This is a genomic window from Caulobacter sp. 05T431 (assembly GCF_056665975.1).
On record NZ_JBFTKU010000026.1, the window covers coordinates 38821 to 53870 of the forward strand.

At 68.6% G+C, this 15050-nt stretch carries 14 protein-coding genes, 1 tRNA gene and 1 pseudogene; 4 read left to right on the forward strand and 12 right to left on the reverse strand.

Annotated elements, in window-relative coordinates:
• Positions 1-160: 160 nt before the first annotated feature.
• Together AC1U89_RS20740 and AC1U89_RS20745 are read right to left on the reverse strand one after the other, a co-directional pair.
• A complete protein-coding gene (locus tag AC1U89_RS20740) occupies positions 161-2584 on the reverse strand; it encodes a TonB-dependent siderophore receptor (RefSeq protein WP_479901533.1) in 2424 nt (807 codons plus the stop codon).
• Positions 2585-2732: 148 nt separating this feature from the next.
• Positions 2733-3467, reverse strand: a complete 735-nt coding sequence (locus tag AC1U89_RS20745) for a GntR family transcriptional regulator (RefSeq protein WP_479901534.1) — start codon at positions 3465-3467, stop codon at positions 2733-2735.
• Positions 3468-3709: 242 nt separating this feature from the next.
• Between AC1U89_RS20745 and AC1U89_RS20750 the strand changes: the two genes are divergently transcribed.
• Positions 3710-4210: a pyridoxamine 5'-phosphate oxidase family protein gene (locus tag AC1U89_RS20750; protein WP_479901535.1), complete on the forward strand. Its 501-nt coding sequence runs from the start codon at positions 3710-3712 to the stop codon at positions 4208-4210.
• Here the strand turns inward: AC1U89_RS20750 and AC1U89_RS20755 are convergent.
• The gene (locus AC1U89_RS20755; RefSeq protein ID WP_479901536.1) at positions 4207-5004 is read right to left on the reverse strand and encodes a MetQ/NlpA family ABC transporter substrate-binding protein; all 798 of its coding nucleotides are present in this window, start codon (positions 5002-5004) and stop codon (positions 4207-4209) included. The genes AC1U89_RS20750 and AC1U89_RS20755 overlap by 4 nt on opposite strands.
• 150 nt (positions 5005-5154) lie before the next feature.
• On the opposite strand from AC1U89_RS20755, the gene AC1U89_RS20760 reads away from it, so the two are divergent.
• Complete coding sequence (locus AC1U89_RS20760; RefSeq protein WP_029907406.1) at positions 5155-5403, forward strand: hypothetical protein; 249 nt, start codon at positions 5155-5157, stop codon at positions 5401-5403.
• Here AC1U89_RS20760 and AC1U89_RS20765 read toward each other — a convergent pair.
• The 5 genes from AC1U89_RS20765 to AC1U89_RS20785 all read right to left on the reverse strand — a co-directional run bounded on the left by AC1U89_RS20765 (position 5400) and on the right by AC1U89_RS20785 (position 9120).
• Positions 5400-5738, reverse strand: coding sequence for a hypothetical protein (locus AC1U89_RS20765; protein WP_479901537.1), 339 nt, complete (start codon positions 5736-5738; stop codon positions 5400-5402). The genes AC1U89_RS20760 and AC1U89_RS20765 overlap by 4 nt on opposite strands.
• Positions 5735-6103: a hypothetical protein gene (locus AC1U89_RS20770; protein ID WP_479901538.1), complete on the reverse strand. Its 369-nt coding sequence runs from the start codon at positions 6101-6103 to the stop codon at positions 5735-5737. Before AC1U89_RS20770 ends, AC1U89_RS20765 begins: the two co-directional genes overlap by 4 nt.
• Before the next feature lie 9 nt (positions 6104-6112).
• Positions 6113-6778, reverse strand: a complete 666-nt coding sequence (locus AC1U89_RS20775) for a methionine ABC transporter permease (RefSeq protein WP_479901539.1) — start codon at positions 6776-6778, stop codon at positions 6113-6115.
• The gene (locus AC1U89_RS20780) at positions 6775-7773 is read right to left on the reverse strand and encodes a methionine ABC transporter ATP-binding protein (protein ID WP_479901540.1); all 999 of its coding nucleotides are present in this window, start codon (positions 7771-7773) and stop codon (positions 6775-6777) included. The genes AC1U89_RS20775 and AC1U89_RS20780 overlap by 4 nt, the downstream gene beginning before the upstream one ends.
• Positions 7774-7842: 69 nt before the next feature.
• A complete protein-coding gene (locus tag AC1U89_RS20785) occupies positions 7843-9120 on the reverse strand; it encodes a Xaa-Pro dipeptidase (protein ID WP_479901541.1) in 1278 nt (425 codons plus the stop codon).
• 183 nt (positions 9121-9303) lie between these two features.
• Between AC1U89_RS20785 and AC1U89_RS20790 the strand changes: the two genes are divergently transcribed.
• Positions 9304-9390: transfer RNA gene (locus AC1U89_RS20790), tRNA-Leu, on the forward strand.
• 23 nt (positions 9391-9413) lie between these two features.
• Here the strand turns inward: AC1U89_RS20790 and AC1U89_RS20795 are convergent.
• From AC1U89_RS20795 to AC1U89_RS20810, 4 genes and pseudogenes are all read right to left on the reverse strand, one after another.
• Positions 9414-10169: an FABP family protein gene (locus AC1U89_RS20795; RefSeq protein WP_479901614.1), complete on the reverse strand. Its 756-nt coding sequence runs from the start codon at positions 10167-10169 to the stop codon at positions 9414-9416.
• Positions 10170-10235: 66 nt separating this feature from the next.
• Positions 10236-11432: pseudogene (gene aceB / locus AC1U89_RS20800) on the reverse strand (malate synthase A); the annotation flags it as partial.
• A gap of 106 nt (positions 11433-11538) precedes the next feature.
• On the reverse strand, positions 11539-11772 hold the full coding sequence (locus tag AC1U89_RS20805; RefSeq protein WP_479901542.1) for a hypothetical protein: 234 nt from the start codon (positions 11770-11772) through the stop codon (positions 11539-11541).
• 50 nt (positions 11773-11822) lie between these two features.
• The gene (locus AC1U89_RS20810; RefSeq protein WP_479901543.1) at positions 11823-13442 is read right to left on the reverse strand and encodes an isocitrate lyase; all 1620 of its coding nucleotides are present in this window, start codon (positions 13440-13442) and stop codon (positions 11823-11825) included.
• 166 nt (positions 13443-13608) lie between these two features.
• On the opposite strand from AC1U89_RS20810, the gene AC1U89_RS20815 reads away from it, so the two are divergent.
• Positions 13609-15048 (forward strand): helix-turn-helix domain-containing protein, encoded by a 1440-nt coding sequence (locus tag AC1U89_RS20815; RefSeq protein WP_479901544.1) that lies wholly within the window; start codon positions 13609-13611, stop codon positions 15046-15048.
• The last annotated feature ends 2 nt before the right edge of the window (positions 15049-15050 follow it).

The window sequence follows — 15050 nt, forward strand, 5'->3', positions numbered from 1 at the left end:
TGCGGGAGAGGGTGGCCCGCGAAGCGGGTCGGGTGAGGGGTTGAAGATCAGTTGAGCCGCGTGCTGCGGTAAGGTCGAGTGGGGCGATGAAGGTTTGAGAGACCCCTCATCCGTCGACCTTCGGCCGACACCTTCTCCCGCAAGGGGAGAAGGATCACGATTAGAAACTCCGCTTCAGGGTCACGCGCCATTCCCGCCCCTTGCCGGGCAAGGACCCGAGATTGGCATAGGTGTCGGCGTCGGGGGTGAAATAGAGCTTGTCGAACAGATTATCGACGTTGAGCTCGGCGGTGTACGGCCCACGCGTCACATAGGCCGAGGCGTTGACCACGGCGTAGGCGGGATAGGTCACCGCGTCCTGCACCAGGCCCGAGGTCTTGGTCACGTGGGTGACGCCCAAGGTCGCCCCGGCCTGCCCCCAGTCGTGCTGGTCGCTGGTGTAGGCGCCGTACAGGCTGACCACCGACTTGGGGATCAGGGTGTAGTCATAGTCGCCCGCCCGGCCCGGCAGGCTGCTGAACGTCCAGACCACATAGCTGCCGCCATAGCCCTGGGCGCCGGGCACGCCGGCGGTATAGGCCGGGATGTACTGGAACGAGTTGTCCGGTCCCTTGACCGTGGTGTGCTGGGCGTTGGCCGTGGCGGTGAAGCTGAGATGCTCGGACGCCAGCCAGCGGACCTCCAGCTCCACGCCCTTGGCCCGCGTGCCCTGCACCACCGGGGTCAGACCCGACAGCTGGGTGCGGTTCTGGCGGTAAGCGGCCAGCGAGCCGACCAGGGTCCCCTTCAGCAGCTGGAACTTCACGCCGGCCTCGGCCAGGTCGCTGTCCGACAGCCACGAACCGTCGGCGACCAGGCTTGGGGCGACCTCGCCGGCCTGGCTGACCTCGAGCGCCGAGGCCTTGGCGTAGCTGATGTAGGGCATCAGGCCCACCGGCGTCTGATAGGTCAGGCTGGCGCTGTAGGTCCCCTTCCCCCGGCTGTCGGTCTGGCGGCCCGTGGGGGCGAAGGTCAGGAAGCCGGTGTCCTCCGCCGCCACGTCGTACCAGTCGTAGCGGCCGCCCAGGGTCAGGGTCAGGCGCTGGCCGAACTTGACGTCGCTGGTGAAGAACAGGCCCGTCTGGCTCCACGTGCCCTTGTTGTCGTTCTCCCATTCCAGGCCCTGGACCCCGGCGGGCTCGGTGCTGAACGGGCTGTCGATGATGTCGTTGGGCTGGGCGCCGACCGAGAGGTCGCGGCGGTCGATGGCGATCAGGCCGCTGTTGAAGCTCTCGCGCCGACGGCCCAAGAAGTCGCGATAGCCGGCCCCGACGATGGTCGCGGTGCTGACCGGCCCGAACTCGCGCTTGAACGCGTAGCTGGCCCGCGCTTCCCAGACATGGCTGTCGAACCAGGCCGGGTAGCCGTAGCTGACGAAGCGCTTGTTCTCCTGGTCGTCGTAGAACAGCTGCAGCTTCAGCACGCCGTCGTCGTCGAACCGCTTGGCCAGGTMGAAATAGAGGGTGTTGGTCCGGGTCTTGGAGAAGTCGGCGGCGCTGACATAGACCGTGCGCGGGTCCAGCTTCGTGGTCCCCACGCCGGTGTCCAGGGTGTGGTTGGCGTCGGTGGCGGGGAAGCCGTAGTACGGGATGTAGAGCGCGCTGCCGAACGGATACGGCCCCACCTCGCCCGGCGTGATCCGGCCGTTGCCGTCGGCGTCGACCAGGCTGGTGTCGCGGCCGGTGATGTAGGTCTGGTGGTCGATCAGGTCCTGGGTCAGGCGGTTCCAGCCGGGCGTCTGGATGTCGCCGGTCGAGTGGTAGACCATGCCGCCGAAGGCCGTGCTCCAGCCGTTGTTCAGGTCGAAGTCGGCCGAGACCTCGGCCAGCTGCCGCTTGGGGTGGAGCCCACGGTAAAAGCTCTTGGAATCATCCAGCTCGCCATAGGCGTAGACCCCGCCGTCGGCCGCGCCCAGCTTGATCGGCAGGGCGACCTGGCCGGTCAGGTTCTTCTTGTCGTAAGCCCCGACGGTCGCGGTGATCTCGCCCTTGGGGTCGGTCAGGAACCGGCCTTCGTCGCGTGCCGACTTGGGGATGAAGTTCAACATGCCGCCGACCTTGCCCGAGCCGTAGATCGGGGCCGGCGGGCCGCGCACGATCTCGATCTGGGCCGCGCCGCCGATCGGGGTGGAATAGGTGCCGCGGTTCTCGACCCGCTTGAAGCCTCGGAAGTAGTTCTCGGCCAGGGTGCCGCGGATGTTGAGCGCGCCGGGCACGCCGTAGAAGCTGGCGGTGTAGGTCCCCGGCGACACTGAGGTCAGGCCGTCGATGGTCTCGATGCCGTAGCGGGTCAGGGTGGTGTCGCTGACGAAGCTGGCCGAGCGCGGGGTCTCCAGCAGCGGCTTCTCCAGGCCGAAGACCGTGGTGCTGGGTTGCTTCTCCAACAGCCCGGCCTTGTCGCGGGCCTGGACGATCACCGCGTCGACGGCGTCGGCCCCAGCGATGTTCTGCGGCGCGTCCTCGACCCCGTCGCGCGCCAGGGCCTGGCCGGAGGTGAACACGCCCAGGGCCATGGCGGAAGCGAGCAGATAGGCGCGGATCGGCATCTCGAAAGCTCCAGGCCCGCCGGGGGAGCGGCGGCGAAGCTAGCAAATGGGACCTTACGCAACGTTCGTCAAAACGTTATGTAACATTTCAGAAGAAATTATATTGAGGCCGGAGTCAGGAAAACCGATGCCGATGTGTGGGGAGGTTCTAGCCTTCGACCATTGGCCGGGTGGCTTCCGGCATGATGTTGAGCACGCGCATCATCGCCAGCTTGGCGCCTTCGACGTCGCCGCTGGCGATCACGTCGGCCACCGCGCGGTGCTGCTCGACGTCGGCGATCAGCTCGGCCTCGGTGGCCGCGCCGAACGAGAACACCCAGTAGCGGGCGGCCTTGTGCTGCAGGGGGATCAGGATGCGGGCCAGGGCCATGTTGCCGCCCGCGCGGGCCACGGCGGCGTGGAAGCGCTGGTCCATGGCCACCAGGGACGGCAGGTCGCGCTCGCGGGCCGCCCGCTCGCCGTCGTCGAAGGCCGCGCGGATCGCCTCGGCCTCGGCCTTGCTGGCGTTGCGGGCCGCCAGGCCGGCGCAGTGCGGCTCGATCAGGGCCCGGGCCTCGTAACCCTGGCGCAGTTCCACCAGGTCCAGCGGCGCCACGGTGGTGCCCGAACGGGCGCGGCGGATCACCAGGCCTTCCAGGGCCAGGCGGCCCAGGGCGTCGCGCACCCCGGCCAAGCCCGCGTCGTAGCGCGCCGCCAGCGACTGCTCGTCCAGCCGCGCGCCAGGCGCCAGGCGGCCCAGGATCAGGTCCAACAGGATGCGCTCGTAGACCTTGGCCTTCTGAAGGTCGGGCGACCAGTCTTCCAGGCCCGACGACGAGCAGACGTCGAGCACCAGCATGCGGTCGCGGCTGGGCCCGCCGGCGGAGGCGTCGTCAGGGGCCATGAGGATTCGCAAGGCGGCGCTCCGAAATCGCAAGTCCTGATATCTATGGTGAAATGTCAGATCACGCTAGGGCTGGATAGGGCAAGAGACGCAGGAGCGCGATTCCCCAGCTAAAAACCGCCGGTTGTGCTAGTCTTCGCGGCGACCGCATCCGAGTTCTACTGCGCGCCTTCGCTTCGCGAGCCTTGGGTTCATCCGACGCGACAGCCCTCGCCACGCGAGCGGGAGCAGGAGATGACGCCATGAATCCGACAGATACTTCCATCGACGCGGTCGGCGAAGAAGCGCTGAGCATTCTTTCCGAAAATCGGATCATGGCGGTGGCCACCCTGCGCCCGGACGGTTGGCCGCAGGCGACCATGGTCGGGTACGCGCACGATGGGCTGACGCTCTACTTCACCATCGCCCGCGGCAGCCAAAAGCTGGCCAACACTCAGCGCGACGCCCGGATCTCGATCGCGATCGGACGGCATGTGGGGAACGGGCCTGATCTTCGCGGGCTGTCGATGGCCGCCGACGCGACGGAGGTCACCAACCCGGAGGATATCCGCCGCCTCAACGCCCTGGTGTTCGACCGCTATCCCGAGCAAGCGGTCTTCGCGCCACGCGGCGCCTCGGTGGCGGTGATGAAGGCGACGCCGGTCATGATGTCGGTGATCGATCCCCAGGGGGGCCTGGACCAGGCCGCCCTGGTGCGGGTCGACCCGCTCACCGGCGCGCTTGCCTGGGCCGAGGCCGACTAGAACGCCGGCACCACCGCGCCGTGATACTTCTGCTCCATGAAGGCCTTCACTTCGGGCGAGGTCAGGGCCTTGGCCAGCTTCTGGACGCGCGGGTCGTCCTTGTTGTCCGGCCGGCCGACCAGGTAGTTCACATAGGGGCTGTTCTTGTCCTCGATCAGCAGGGCGTCCTTGGCCGGGTCCAGCTTGGCGTCGAGGGCGTAGTTGGTGTTGATCACCGCCAGGTCCACCTGGTCCAGGGTGCGCGGCAGGGTGGCGCCTTCCAGTTCCTTGAACTTCAGGCCCTTGGGGTTGCTGGCGATGTCCTTGAGGCTCAGCCCGGCCTTGCTGACGTCCAGCCCGATGACGTTGTTCTTGGCCAGCAGCCGTAGGGTGCGGTCCTCGGTCGAGGCGTCGTTGGGGATGGCCACGGTGGCGCCCTGGGGCAGCTCGGCGATCGACTTGTAGCGGTGCGAATAGGCGCCGATCGGCTCGATGTGCACGCCGATCACCGGCACCAGATTGGTGCCCTTGTCGCGATTGAAGGTCTCCAGGTACGGCAGGGTCTCGAAATAGGAGACGTCCATGCGCTTCTCGGCGACCTGGATGTTGGGCTGGACGTAGTCGTTGAAGACCTTGACCTCGATCTTCAGCCCTTCGGCCGCCAGCTTGGGCTTGATGAACTCCAGCACCTCGGCGTGCGGGATGGCCGTGGCGGCGACTGTCAGGGTGTCGCCGGCGCTGGCGGCGGGCTTCTTGCCGCAGGCGGCCAGCGAGAGGACGGCGAGGCTGACGAGGACGGCGCGGCGGGCGACCATGAACGGCTCCGTAAAGGCGATTGAACGGGTCGGGTATTGCCCGCTTCCCGCTGGATCGGGAAATCAGTTTTCCTGAACCGGCGCGCAGAGTCTTGGATCATTTCATGATCGCGCCTTGACCCGGCCCGCGAACAGGTCGCCTGGATGGGGATGGCCCGAGAAACCGTCTACATCGTCCAAGCCTACAAGGCCGGCCGCGGCAAGGGCCTGAAGGCCGAGCAGCAGGTCGGCTGCAAGGACGCCGAGGAAGCCCGCCGCAAGGCCGAGCGCCTGGCTCCCCTGCGCGAAGGCGTCGTGGCCTTCGCCGCCTCGGCCGACGTCGAACTGGGCGACTATGACGAGAACCCGGTGATCCTGTTCAAGGCCGGTCGGCTGCCGTTCCCGTTCGACCAGGCCTAGTCGTTGGCCGTCACCGGCGCGTGGATGGTCCAGGTCGAGATGAAGTCGGGATCGACGACCTCCTCTCCCGTTTCACGCAGGCGATAGACGCCGGGGCTGGCTGGTTCGAAGTTGTCGACCTGTGGCGGCAACCAATAGGTCTGGCCCGCCTTCACGCCTTTGAGGTCAAGCCGGACGCCGCTCTCTGCGTCCGCCAGACCGATCACGCCGTGCATCTGCACCTGACGGGTCACCTGGTCGGCGTCGTTCACATAGGTCAGGCCCACGAGAACGGTCTTGCCGAGCAGCGCGTCGGCGAAGGCAGGGTCCCAGTCCGGTCGCGGCTGATCGCTCATGCGTCCTCGTCGTTCGCCGGCTCTTCCGGCCCGGCGATCGTCCAGCTGGACAGGAAATCGGGGTTCTCGACGCTCTCGCCGCCGGTCAGCGGATAGAGGCCCGGCTCGGCGGCGCGGATGTTCGAGGTCTGGGGCGGCAGGGTGGTGGTGTCGCCGTCCTGCGGACCCAGCAGGTCGAGCAGGATTCCCTCCTCCGCGTCAGCGGTGATCACCACGCCGTAGAAGGCCTCGCGCCCCTCCACCTCGCCCTCGGCGTCGAGGAAGGTCAGGTTCACCAGCATGGTCTTGCCGACCAGGCCCTGGGCGAAGCCTTCGTCCCAGTGTTCGGGCGGCGGGGCGGAGAGGATGGGGATGTCGTCGGTCATGGGATCGTCCTAGCGGTGCGAGACGCGGCGCACCACCGCGTCGCCGACCATCTGCAGCGCCTGGACCAGCACCAGCAGCAGCACCACGGTCACCACCATCACGTCGGTCTGGAAGCGCTGGTAGCCGAAGCGGATGGCCAGGTCGCCCAGGCCGCCCGCGCCGACCACGCCGGCCATGGCGGTGTAGGACACCAGGGCGATGGCGGTGACCGTCGCCGCGGCGATCAGGCCCGGCATGGCTTCCGGCAGCAGGGCGCCCAGCACCACCTGCCGCCGCTTGGCGCCCATGGCGAAGCTGGCCTCGATCACGCCCTTGTCCACTTCGCGCAGGGCCGTCTCGACCAGGCGGGCGAAGAACGGCGCGGCGCCGGCCACCAGCGGCGGGATCGCCCCGGCCACGCCCAGCGAGGTGCCGACCAGGGCCACGGTCAGGGGGATCATCACGATCAGCAGGATCACGAACGGCACCGAGCGCAGGATGTTGATCACCAGCGACAGCGCGCCGTTGGCGGCGCGGTTCTGCAGCATCTGGCCCTTGCCGGTCAGGAACAGGATCACGCCCAGCGGCAGGCCCAGCACCACGGTCAGGGCCATGGAGCCCCCCAGCATCGACAGGGTGTCCAGCGTGGCCTGGCCGATCTCGGACCAGTCGATATTGTCCATGAACCCGCTCATCGGCCGGCCTCCCCGACCAGGTCCACCCGGACGCCGTCGGCCTGGAAGCGCGCGATCGCCGCCTCGACGTCGCCGCCGGTCAGGGACAGGGTCAGCTGGCCGTAGGGCGTCTCGCGCAGGCGATGGATGCGCCCGCCCAGGATCGAATAGTCGACGCCGGTCTCGCGGGCGACCGCGCCCAGGATCGGCTTGTAGGTGGCCTCGCCCTTGAAGGTCAGGCGCACCACGCGGCCGCCGACCACGGCGCCCTCGCCCGGCTCGCCCTCAGCCTCGGTGACGAACCGGCGGGCCGTGGCGCTGGCCGGATGCAGGAACACCTGCTCGACCGGGCCGCTCTCGACCACGCGGCCGCCCTCCAGCACCGCCACCCGGTCGCAGACGCGGCGGACCACGTCCATCTCGTGGGTGATCAGCACGATGGTCAGGCCCAGTTCGCGGTTGAGGTTGGAGATCAGCTCCAGGATCTGTTCGGTGGTCTCGGGGTCGAGGGCGCTGGTGGCCTCGTCGCACAGCAGCACCTTGGGGCCGGTCGCCAGGGCGCGGGCGATGCCGACGCGCTGCTTCTGTCCGCCCGACAGCTGGGCCGGATACTTGCCGGCGAAATCGCTCAGCCCCACCCGGGCCAGCAGCTCGGCGGTGCGCGCCTTGACCTCGGCATCGGGCCGGCCGGCCAGCTTCAGCGGGAAGGCCACGTTGCCGGCCACGGTCTTGGACGACAGCAGGTTGAAGTGCTGGAAGATCATCCCGACCCGGCGGCGCAGGGACCGAAGCCCCTCGACGCCCAGGGCCGCCACGTCGTCGCCGTCGACCACGACCTTGCCGCCCGACGGCTTCTCCAGGCCGTTGATCAGCCGGATCAGGGTGGACTTGCCCGCCCCCGACGCGCCGATCACCCCGAACACCTCGCCGGGCGCGACCGACAGGTCGACCCCGCTCAGGGCGGCGCGGTCTCCGCCTCCGGCATAGGTCTTGGAAACGTCTTGGAAGGTGATCACGGCGGGCTCGGGCGTTGTGGAGCGCGTGCATTTAGGCGCTGGCGCTCCGTTTGGCGAGAGGCGAGCCCGTCAGGGCCGCTTCACCACCACCCCGCCCTTCATCACGAACACCGGCCGCTCCAGCGTCGTGATGTCGGTCAGCGGGTCGTCGTCCACCGCGATCAGGTCGCCGTAGCGGCCCACGGCCACCTGGCCGACGTCCTTCTCGCGGCCCAGGGCCTGGGAAGCGGTGATCGTCGCGGCCTGGATCGCCTGCAGGGGCGTGGCGCCGTAACGGACCATCACCGCGAACTGCTTGGCGTTGGTCCCGTGCGGATAGACCCCCGCGTCGGTGCCGAAGATCATCTTCACCCCGGCCTTCAGGGCCTTGCGGAAGTTCTCGCGTTGCAGCTCGCCGATGTCGCGGTCCTTGCGCAGGTTGTCTTCCAGCACCCCGTTCTTGGCGCCCTCGGCCTGGGTGTAGTCGGTGTTGTAGATGTCCATCGAGAAGTAGGCGCCCTTCTGGACGGCCAGCTTTATGCCCTCGTCGTCGACCAGGCTGGCGTGCTCGATGGTGTCGACGCCCGCGCGGATGGCGTCCTTGATCCCGGCCGCGCCGTGGGCGTGGGCGGCCACCTTCAGGCCGGCCATATGGGCCTCGTCGACGATGGCGGTCATCTCGGCCAGGGTCAGCTGCTGCTGGCCGGGCTCGTCGCCGTGCGAGAACACCCCGCCCGTCGCGCAGATCTTGATCACCTGGGCGCCGTACTTCTTCAGCGTGCGCACCACCTTGCGGCCCTCGTCGGGGCTGTCGACGTTGTAGGGGCTCTTCTGGTCCATCGACGGCGGGAAGAAGGTCGAATCGCAGTGGCCGCCCGTGGCGCCGATGGCGTAGGTGGCCGTGACGATGCGGGGCCCTTCGACGTAGCCCTCGTCGATCGCCTCGCGCAGGCCGACGTCGTCGAACCGATCGGAGCCGACGTTGCGGATGGTGGTGAAGCCCGCCTCCAGCGTCTTCTTGGCGTTGGCGGTCTGGACCACGCTCCAGAAGGCGTCGCTGTACTGCAGGCTGTTGTAGCCGCCGACCTCGGCCACGGCGCTGATGTGGGTGTGCATGTCGATCAGGCCCGGCAGCAGGATCGCGCCCGGCAGGTCGGTCACCACCGCCCCCAGCGGCGTGGCGTCGCCCGCCTTGCCCACCGCGGTGATCCGGCCGTCGATGATCACCACCTGCGGGTTGTCGACATACTTGCCGGTGGCCACGTCGAGCAGACGCGCGGCGCGCACCACCTCGATATCGGCCGCCTGGGCCAAGGGCGCGGCGCAGGCGGCCGCGATGAAGGCCAGAGCGGCCAGTTGACGCTGCATGATCACTAATCCCCGTCCCCGCCCTCTTTCCGGGCGATCCAGAACGGCGACGCTATCACGCGCGCTCGGGACGTCGAGCCGTAAGAGCCACGTTTCGCGCGCGTGCCGGGAACGCGGGCGCCTGCGAGGGCCGCGCTCGCCCTTGGCGAGACTCTCCCCCCATCCTATACGGGCAGGACCAGCGCGGGCGTGGCGAAACTGGTAGACGCAGCGGACTTAAAATCCGCCAGCCGCAAGGCTATGCCGGTTCGACCCCGGCCGCCCGCACCACCTCCCCTATTCGACGACCGGCCCTATTCGACGACCGGAACGTCCAAGGCTCCCCCGACGGTGAAGCCGTGCGCTTCGGTCCGGTTGGCCTTGCCGGCCGCGACGCGCGCGGACGGATTGAGGCGGGGCTCGGCCACCTTGTGCAGGGTGTTGCGGTCGACGTGGCGGAAGGGCGCGGTGCGGCCGCGGACCTGCAGCATGGTGGTGGAGACGTACGACCAGCCGCCGTCGGCGTCGAACTTCACGTCCAGCTCGTAGGAATCGGTCCTGAAGGCCCACTCCAGGAAGTCGGTCGAGCAGATGCCGTAGCCCGGCCCACCGCGATCCGCCCGGACGACCAGGCCCGAGCCGTCCGGCGCGGCCTGGCCCTTGGCCAGGGCCGTCTGGCCGCGCGGGATCGCCAGGGTCTGCATGATCAGCCCGGTCGCGGGCTCCCACAGCCAGTAACCGACCTGGTCGTGGAAGGTCGTGTCCTCGTCCGAGGCGACGATGTGGACGTGGTAGCGCAGGCCGTAGAGCAGCTGGGGTCCGTTGGCCTGGGGATCGATCGGCTGCATCTCGATGCGCTCGAGATAGTCGCGCCGCTCCGGCCCCTCGGCCTTGGGGTTCAGGTCGACGCCCTTGCGGCCTTCCCACACGCCGGCCAGCCGCCGCAGCGGGCCCAGATTGGCCAGGGTGTCGAGATCCACATCTTCCGGCTCGGTGAAGATGTCGTCGGGGAAGTCGATCATCGGGTTCCGTTCTCGCGCGACGCCGCCGCGTCCGTCACGGCCAAGCATCCTCGGAGCCGGAATCCCATCGACGGGCGCGGAGGTCAACCCCCACCCCGCCCCACCGCCCGGGTGGGTGATCTCGAGGTCGGCCAGGGTCTTGTCGCGCTGGTTCGGCGTCGGCATCAGGCGGTCGAAGACCTCCAGGGCCACCGGCACCAGGTCGGGGTGAGCGACCCAGGTGCCGTCGTGGCCAGCCCCGGCCTCGCGCTCCTTGTCGGCCTTGACCTTGGCGAAGGCGGCCTGGTTGGCGGCGTCGTCGCCCTTGACCGGGATCTGGGCCGCCATGCCGCCCATGGCGAAGGCGCCCCGGCGGTGGCAGGTCTGGATCAGCTTCAGCGAATAGGCGCCCAGGAAGGCCTTGCCCATCACCATGGCCGAGCGGTCCGGCGTCAGGAACTCGGCGCGGCGGCCCAGGCGCTTGATGAACGAGAAGATGTAGTCCCAGCGGCCGCAGTTGAGGCCGACGATGTGGTCCTTCAGCTCGAACAGGATCTCGTCCATCTCGAAGGCGGCCGGGATGGTCTCGATCAGCACGGTGGCCTTGATCGTCCCGACCGGCAGGCCAAGGGCCTCCTGGGCGCGGACGAACACGTCGTTCCAGAGGCGGGCCTCCAGGTGGCTCTCCAGCTTGGGCAGGTAGAAGTACGGGCCCGAACCCTTGGCGATGGCCGCCTTGGCGTTGTGGAAGGCGTAGAGGCCGAAGTCGAACAGCGCCCCGGCCACGGCCTGGCCGTCGACCTCCATGTGGCGCTCCATCAGGTGCCAGCCGCGCGGACGCACCTTCAGCACCGCCGGGGTCGGACCCATGGCGTAGGCCTTGCCGGACTTGGCGTCGACATGGGTCAGGTCGCCCTGCCAGCGGTCCTTCAGATTGACCTGGCCCTCGATGACATTGGCCCAGGTGGGAGCCGTGGCGTCCTCGAAGTCGGCCATGAACACCTTGGCCCCGCAGTTCAGGGCGTTGATGATCATCTTGCGGTCGACCGGGCCGGTGATCTCGACGCGGCGGTCCAGCAGGTCGGCCGGGACCGGGGCGACGGCCCAGTCGGCGGCGCGGACGTGCGAGGTCTCGGCCAGGAAGTCGGGCAGCTCGCCGGCGTCGAAGCGGGCCTGGCGCGCCTGGCGGGCTTCCAGCAGCTGGCGGCGGCGGGCGTCGAAGCGGCGGTGCAGGTCGGCCACGAAGTCGAGCGCCTCGGGGGTGAGCACCTCCACCGCGCGACCTTCCATCGGGCCGGTGATCTGGATGTTGGCGGCGACGTCGAGCGGCATGGTGGATTCCCGTGGTCGGTGGCGGCTCCCCAGGCCTCTGCCCCGGGGAGCCGCATGGATACTAGATGAAGCGTACGTCTTGTTGAGCGTTGAGGGCCCGGCGCTCTTAGGCGGCGCCGTTCGGCCCTCCAGCCCGGACGGTCGGGACGATCTGGTCGCCCCAGTTGCCCGCGCCGTCGTGGTGGCGCGAGGTGCGCACCAGTTCGACCGAATAGCCGGCCGCGATGGCCCGCTGCACCGCCTCGTTGAGCCGATGGGCGGCCTCGGCCACCCGATCGACCGCCCGTTGCTGGTCGGCGGAGTTCGGCATGGCGGCGGGAGCGAATTGCGTGGCGGTCATGGGATGAATCCTTTGATCGGGTGGAAGGAAGGGTTGAAGGGCGCTCGGGGCTATTCGGCCGCGAACTGGTTCATGGTGTTGGCGTGGCCGCCGGCCTTCAGGGCGCGCTCGCCGGCGACCATCTCCTTGAAGGTGTCGCCCAGGTCCGAGCCGACCTCGTGCTGGTGCTTCACGGCCGACACCCCGCGGCGGATCTCCTCGCGCTGCACGGTGTTGACGTAGGCCTGCATGCGGTCCTCGCCGAAGTAGCCGCGCGACAGCTCGTCGACGCTCTTGGCGGTCAGGTGGAAGGTCGGCAGGGTGATCAGGTTGTGGAACACCCCGGCGCGGGCCGAGATATCGACCTGGAAGYGCGCCAGGCGCTCGTCGGCCTCGCGGCCCAGATCGCTCTTGTCGTACTCGGCCGACATCAGCGAGTTGCCTTCCGGATAGCTGTCCTTGTGGATCTTGCCCTCGGCGATCCACTGGTCGCGGACCTGCTTGCGCAGGTTCAGGGTCCAGTTGAACGACGGCGAGTTGTTGTAGGTCAGCTTGGCGTTCGGAACGACCTTGCGGATCTCGGCCACCATCGAGGCGATCTCGTCGACATTGGGGGTGTCGGTCTCGATCCACAGCAGGTCGGCGCCGCCCTGGGTCAGGTTGGCGATGCAGTCCTCGATGACGCGCTGGCGGCCGGTGCCGTCCTGGAAGGCGAACAGGCCGTTGGGCATGCGCACCGGCTTGACGAAGGCGCCGCCCTTCATGATCGCCAGCTCGCCGTCCTGCAGCGGGTTGTCGGCCGTGACGGGCTCGGTCTTCAGCCACTTGATGTAGTCGGCGGCCAGGTCGCCCGGCTCCTGGCTGACCGGGATCTTCTGGGTCAGGCCCGCGCCCAGGCTGTCGGTGCGGGCGACGATGACGCCCTCGTCGACGCCCAGTTCCTCGAAGGCCAGGCGGCAGGCGCGCAGCTTCTCGATGAAGTCCTCGCGCGGCACGGTGACCTTGCCGTCCTGGTGGCCGCACTGCTTGGCGTCGCTGACCTGGTTCTCGATCTGCAGGCAGCAGGCGCCGGCCTTGATCATCTCCTTGGCCAGCAGATAGGTCGCGTGCTCGTTGCCGAAGCCGGCGTCGATGTCCGCGATGATCGGCACCACGTGGGTCTCGAAGTTGTCGATGGCCTTGATCGCGGCCTGCTMGGCGACCTGGTCGCCGGCCTCGCGGGCGGCGCTCAGGGCCTTGAACAGGTCGTTGATCGCGACTTCGTCGGCCTGGCGCAGCGAGACGTAGATTTCCTGGATCAGGTCGACGACCGAGGTCTTCTCGTGCATCGACTGGTCGGGCAGGTGGCCGAAACGGTTGCGCAGGCCCGCGACCATCCAGCCCGAGAGGTAGACATAGGCGCCCTTGGTCGTGCCGCGCAGGCGCTTGACCGACTTGATCATCTGCTGGGCGTGGAAGCCCGACCAGCAGCCMAGCGACTGGGTGWACTTGGASSKGTCGGCGTCGTAGGCGGCCATGTCGGCGCGCATGACCGGCGCCATGGCCCGGGCGATGTCCAGGTGGGTGTTGAAGGTGTTCTGCAGCTTCAGCTGGATAATGGCGTCGATGTCGACCCCGCCCGGCGCGACGCCGTTCGGATAGCGCGCCAGCAGGGCGTCGCGGTGGTCGGCATAGGTCTTGCGCTGCGTCATCGTCGTTCGGTCCCAACTTCGGAGCCCGGGGCGGTAAGCCTTGCGGGCCAAGGAAAACGTGTCGTTGGGGACCTAACGCCGCGCCGCCGGAACGGTCGAACCTATTGAGGGCAATTTGTCAAAGATCGACTTTGTAATTTCTGTAAAGTCGTGACAAATTGACCGAATGGCGACGCTAGACAAGAAACAGGGCGACAAGAAGCTGTTCCTGGGGGGACGGCTGAAACGGCTGCGTCGCGACCTGGGCGTGACCCAGGCGCGGATGGCCGAGGAACTGGGCGTCTCGCCCAGCTATCTGAACCTGCTGGAGCGCAACCAGCGGCCCGTGACGGCCCAGCTGCTGCTGCGCCTGGCCGACGCCTACGACCTGGACCTGCGCAGCCTGTCGGCCGACGACCCCGGCGGCGGGGCGGGGCTGGAGGAGGTGCTGGCCGACAAGATGTTCGCCGACCTGGGCATCGGTCGCCACGAAGTGGCCGAGGTGGCCGAGCTGTCGCCAGGCCTGGCCGAGGCGGTGACCCGTCTCTACCGCGCCTATCTGGACCGGGGACGGCTGATCGACCTGGGCGCCTTCGAGCGGCCGGACGGGGCCGGACCGGTCTCGGGCCAGTCGCCGACCGACTGGGTCCGCGACCTTGTCGGCGCCCAGCGCAACCACTTCACCGAGCTGGAGACCCTGGCCGAGGCGATCGGCGCCAGGCTGAAGGCCGATCCGCAGGACCTGGGCCCGGCCGTGCGCGAGCGGCTGCTGCGCGAGTACGGCGTCCAGTGCCGGGTCATGCCGGTGGAGGTGATGACGGGATCGCTGCGCCGCTACGATCACCACCGCAAGCGCCTGATGCTGTCGGAGACCCTGGCCCCGGCCAGCCGCATCTTCGGCATGTGCTACCAGCTGGGGCTGATGGAGGGCGGCCAGGTGCTGACCGACCTGACCGACCGCTTCAACGCCCCCGACCGCGCCACCCGCCAGCTGCTGAAGGTGTTCCTGGACGGCTATCTGGCCGCGGCGATCATGATGCCCTACGAGCCGTTCCTGGCGGCCATGGAGTCCACCGGCTACGACATCGAGCGGGTTCGGCCGCGGTTCGGCGTCAGCTACGAGCAGGCCGCCCAGCGCCTGACCACCCTGGGCCGCCCGGGCTCGCGCGGAGTGCCGTTCTTCATGATGCGGCTGGACGCGGCGGGAAACATCTCCAAGCGCTTCGCGGCGGGACCCTTCCCGTTCTCACGCTTCGGCGGCGCCTGCCCGCGCTGGAACGTCCACGACAGCTTCAAGACTCCCGGCCGCATCGTCACCCAGGTGATCGAGACGCCCGACAGCGAGCGCTACTTCACCCTGTCACGCACGGTACGGCGGGTGTCGGGCCTGCAGGCTGGACTGGAGGACGAGTTGGTCGTGGGCCTGGGCTGCGAGCTGAAATACGCCGGCAAGCTGGTCCAGGCGCGCGGGCTGGACATGGCCAACCCGATCACCATCGAGATCGGCCCCTCGTGCCGGATCTGCGAGCGCCCGGCCTGCCCGCAGCGCGCGGCGGCGCCGATCAACCGGACCCTGCTGGTCGAGGAGAACAGCAAGTCGCTGTCGCCCTTCCCGTTCGCTAGATAGCC

What these genes read in the sequence shown, in the direction of transcription:
- AC1U89_RS20745 (WP_479901534.1), bottom strand. Translation starts at nt 3,467, where the DNA reads ATGGCCCCTGACGACGCCTCCGCCGGCGGGCCCAGCCGCGACCGCATG.
- AC1U89_RS20750 (WP_479901535.1), top strand. Translation starts at nt 3,710, where the DNA reads ATGAATCCGACAGATACTTCCATCGACGCGGTCGGCGAAGAAGCGCTG.
- AC1U89_RS20755 (WP_479901536.1), bottom strand. Translation starts at nt 5,004, where the DNA reads ATGGTCGCCCGCCGCGCCGTCCTCGTCAGCCTCGCCGTCCTCTCGCTG.
- AC1U89_RS20760 (WP_029907406.1), top strand. Translation starts at nt 5,155, where the DNA reads ATGGCCCGAGAAACCGTCTACATCGTCCAAGCCTACAAGGCCGGCCGC.
- AC1U89_RS20765 (WP_479901537.1), bottom strand. Translation starts at nt 5,738, where the DNA reads ATGAGCGATCAGCCGCGACCGGACTGGGACCCTGCCTTCGCCGACGCG.
- AC1U89_RS20770 (WP_479901538.1), bottom strand. Translation starts at nt 6,103, where the DNA reads ATGACCGACGACATCCCCATCCTCTCCGCCCCGCCGCCCGAACACTGG.
- AC1U89_RS20775 (WP_479901539.1), bottom strand. Translation starts at nt 6,778, where the DNA reads ATGAGCGGGTTCATGGACAATATCGACTGGTCCGAGATCGGCCAGGCC.
- AC1U89_RS20785 (WP_479901541.1), bottom strand. Translation starts at nt 9,120, where the DNA reads ATGCAGCGTCAACTGGCCGCTCTGGCCTTCATCGCGGCCGCCTGCGCC.
- AC1U89_RS20795 (WP_479901614.1), bottom strand. Translation starts at nt 10,169, where the DNA reads ATGCTTGGCCGTGACGGACGCGGCGGCGTCGCGCGAGAACGGAACCCG.
- AC1U89_RS20805 (WP_479901542.1), bottom strand. Translation starts at nt 11,772, where the DNA reads ATGACCGCCACGCAATTCGCTCCCGCCGCCATGCCGAACTCCGCCGAC.
- AC1U89_RS20815 (WP_479901544.1), top strand. Translation starts at nt 13,609, where the DNA reads ATGGCGACGCTAGACAAGAAACAGGGCGACAAGAAGCTGTTCCTGGGG.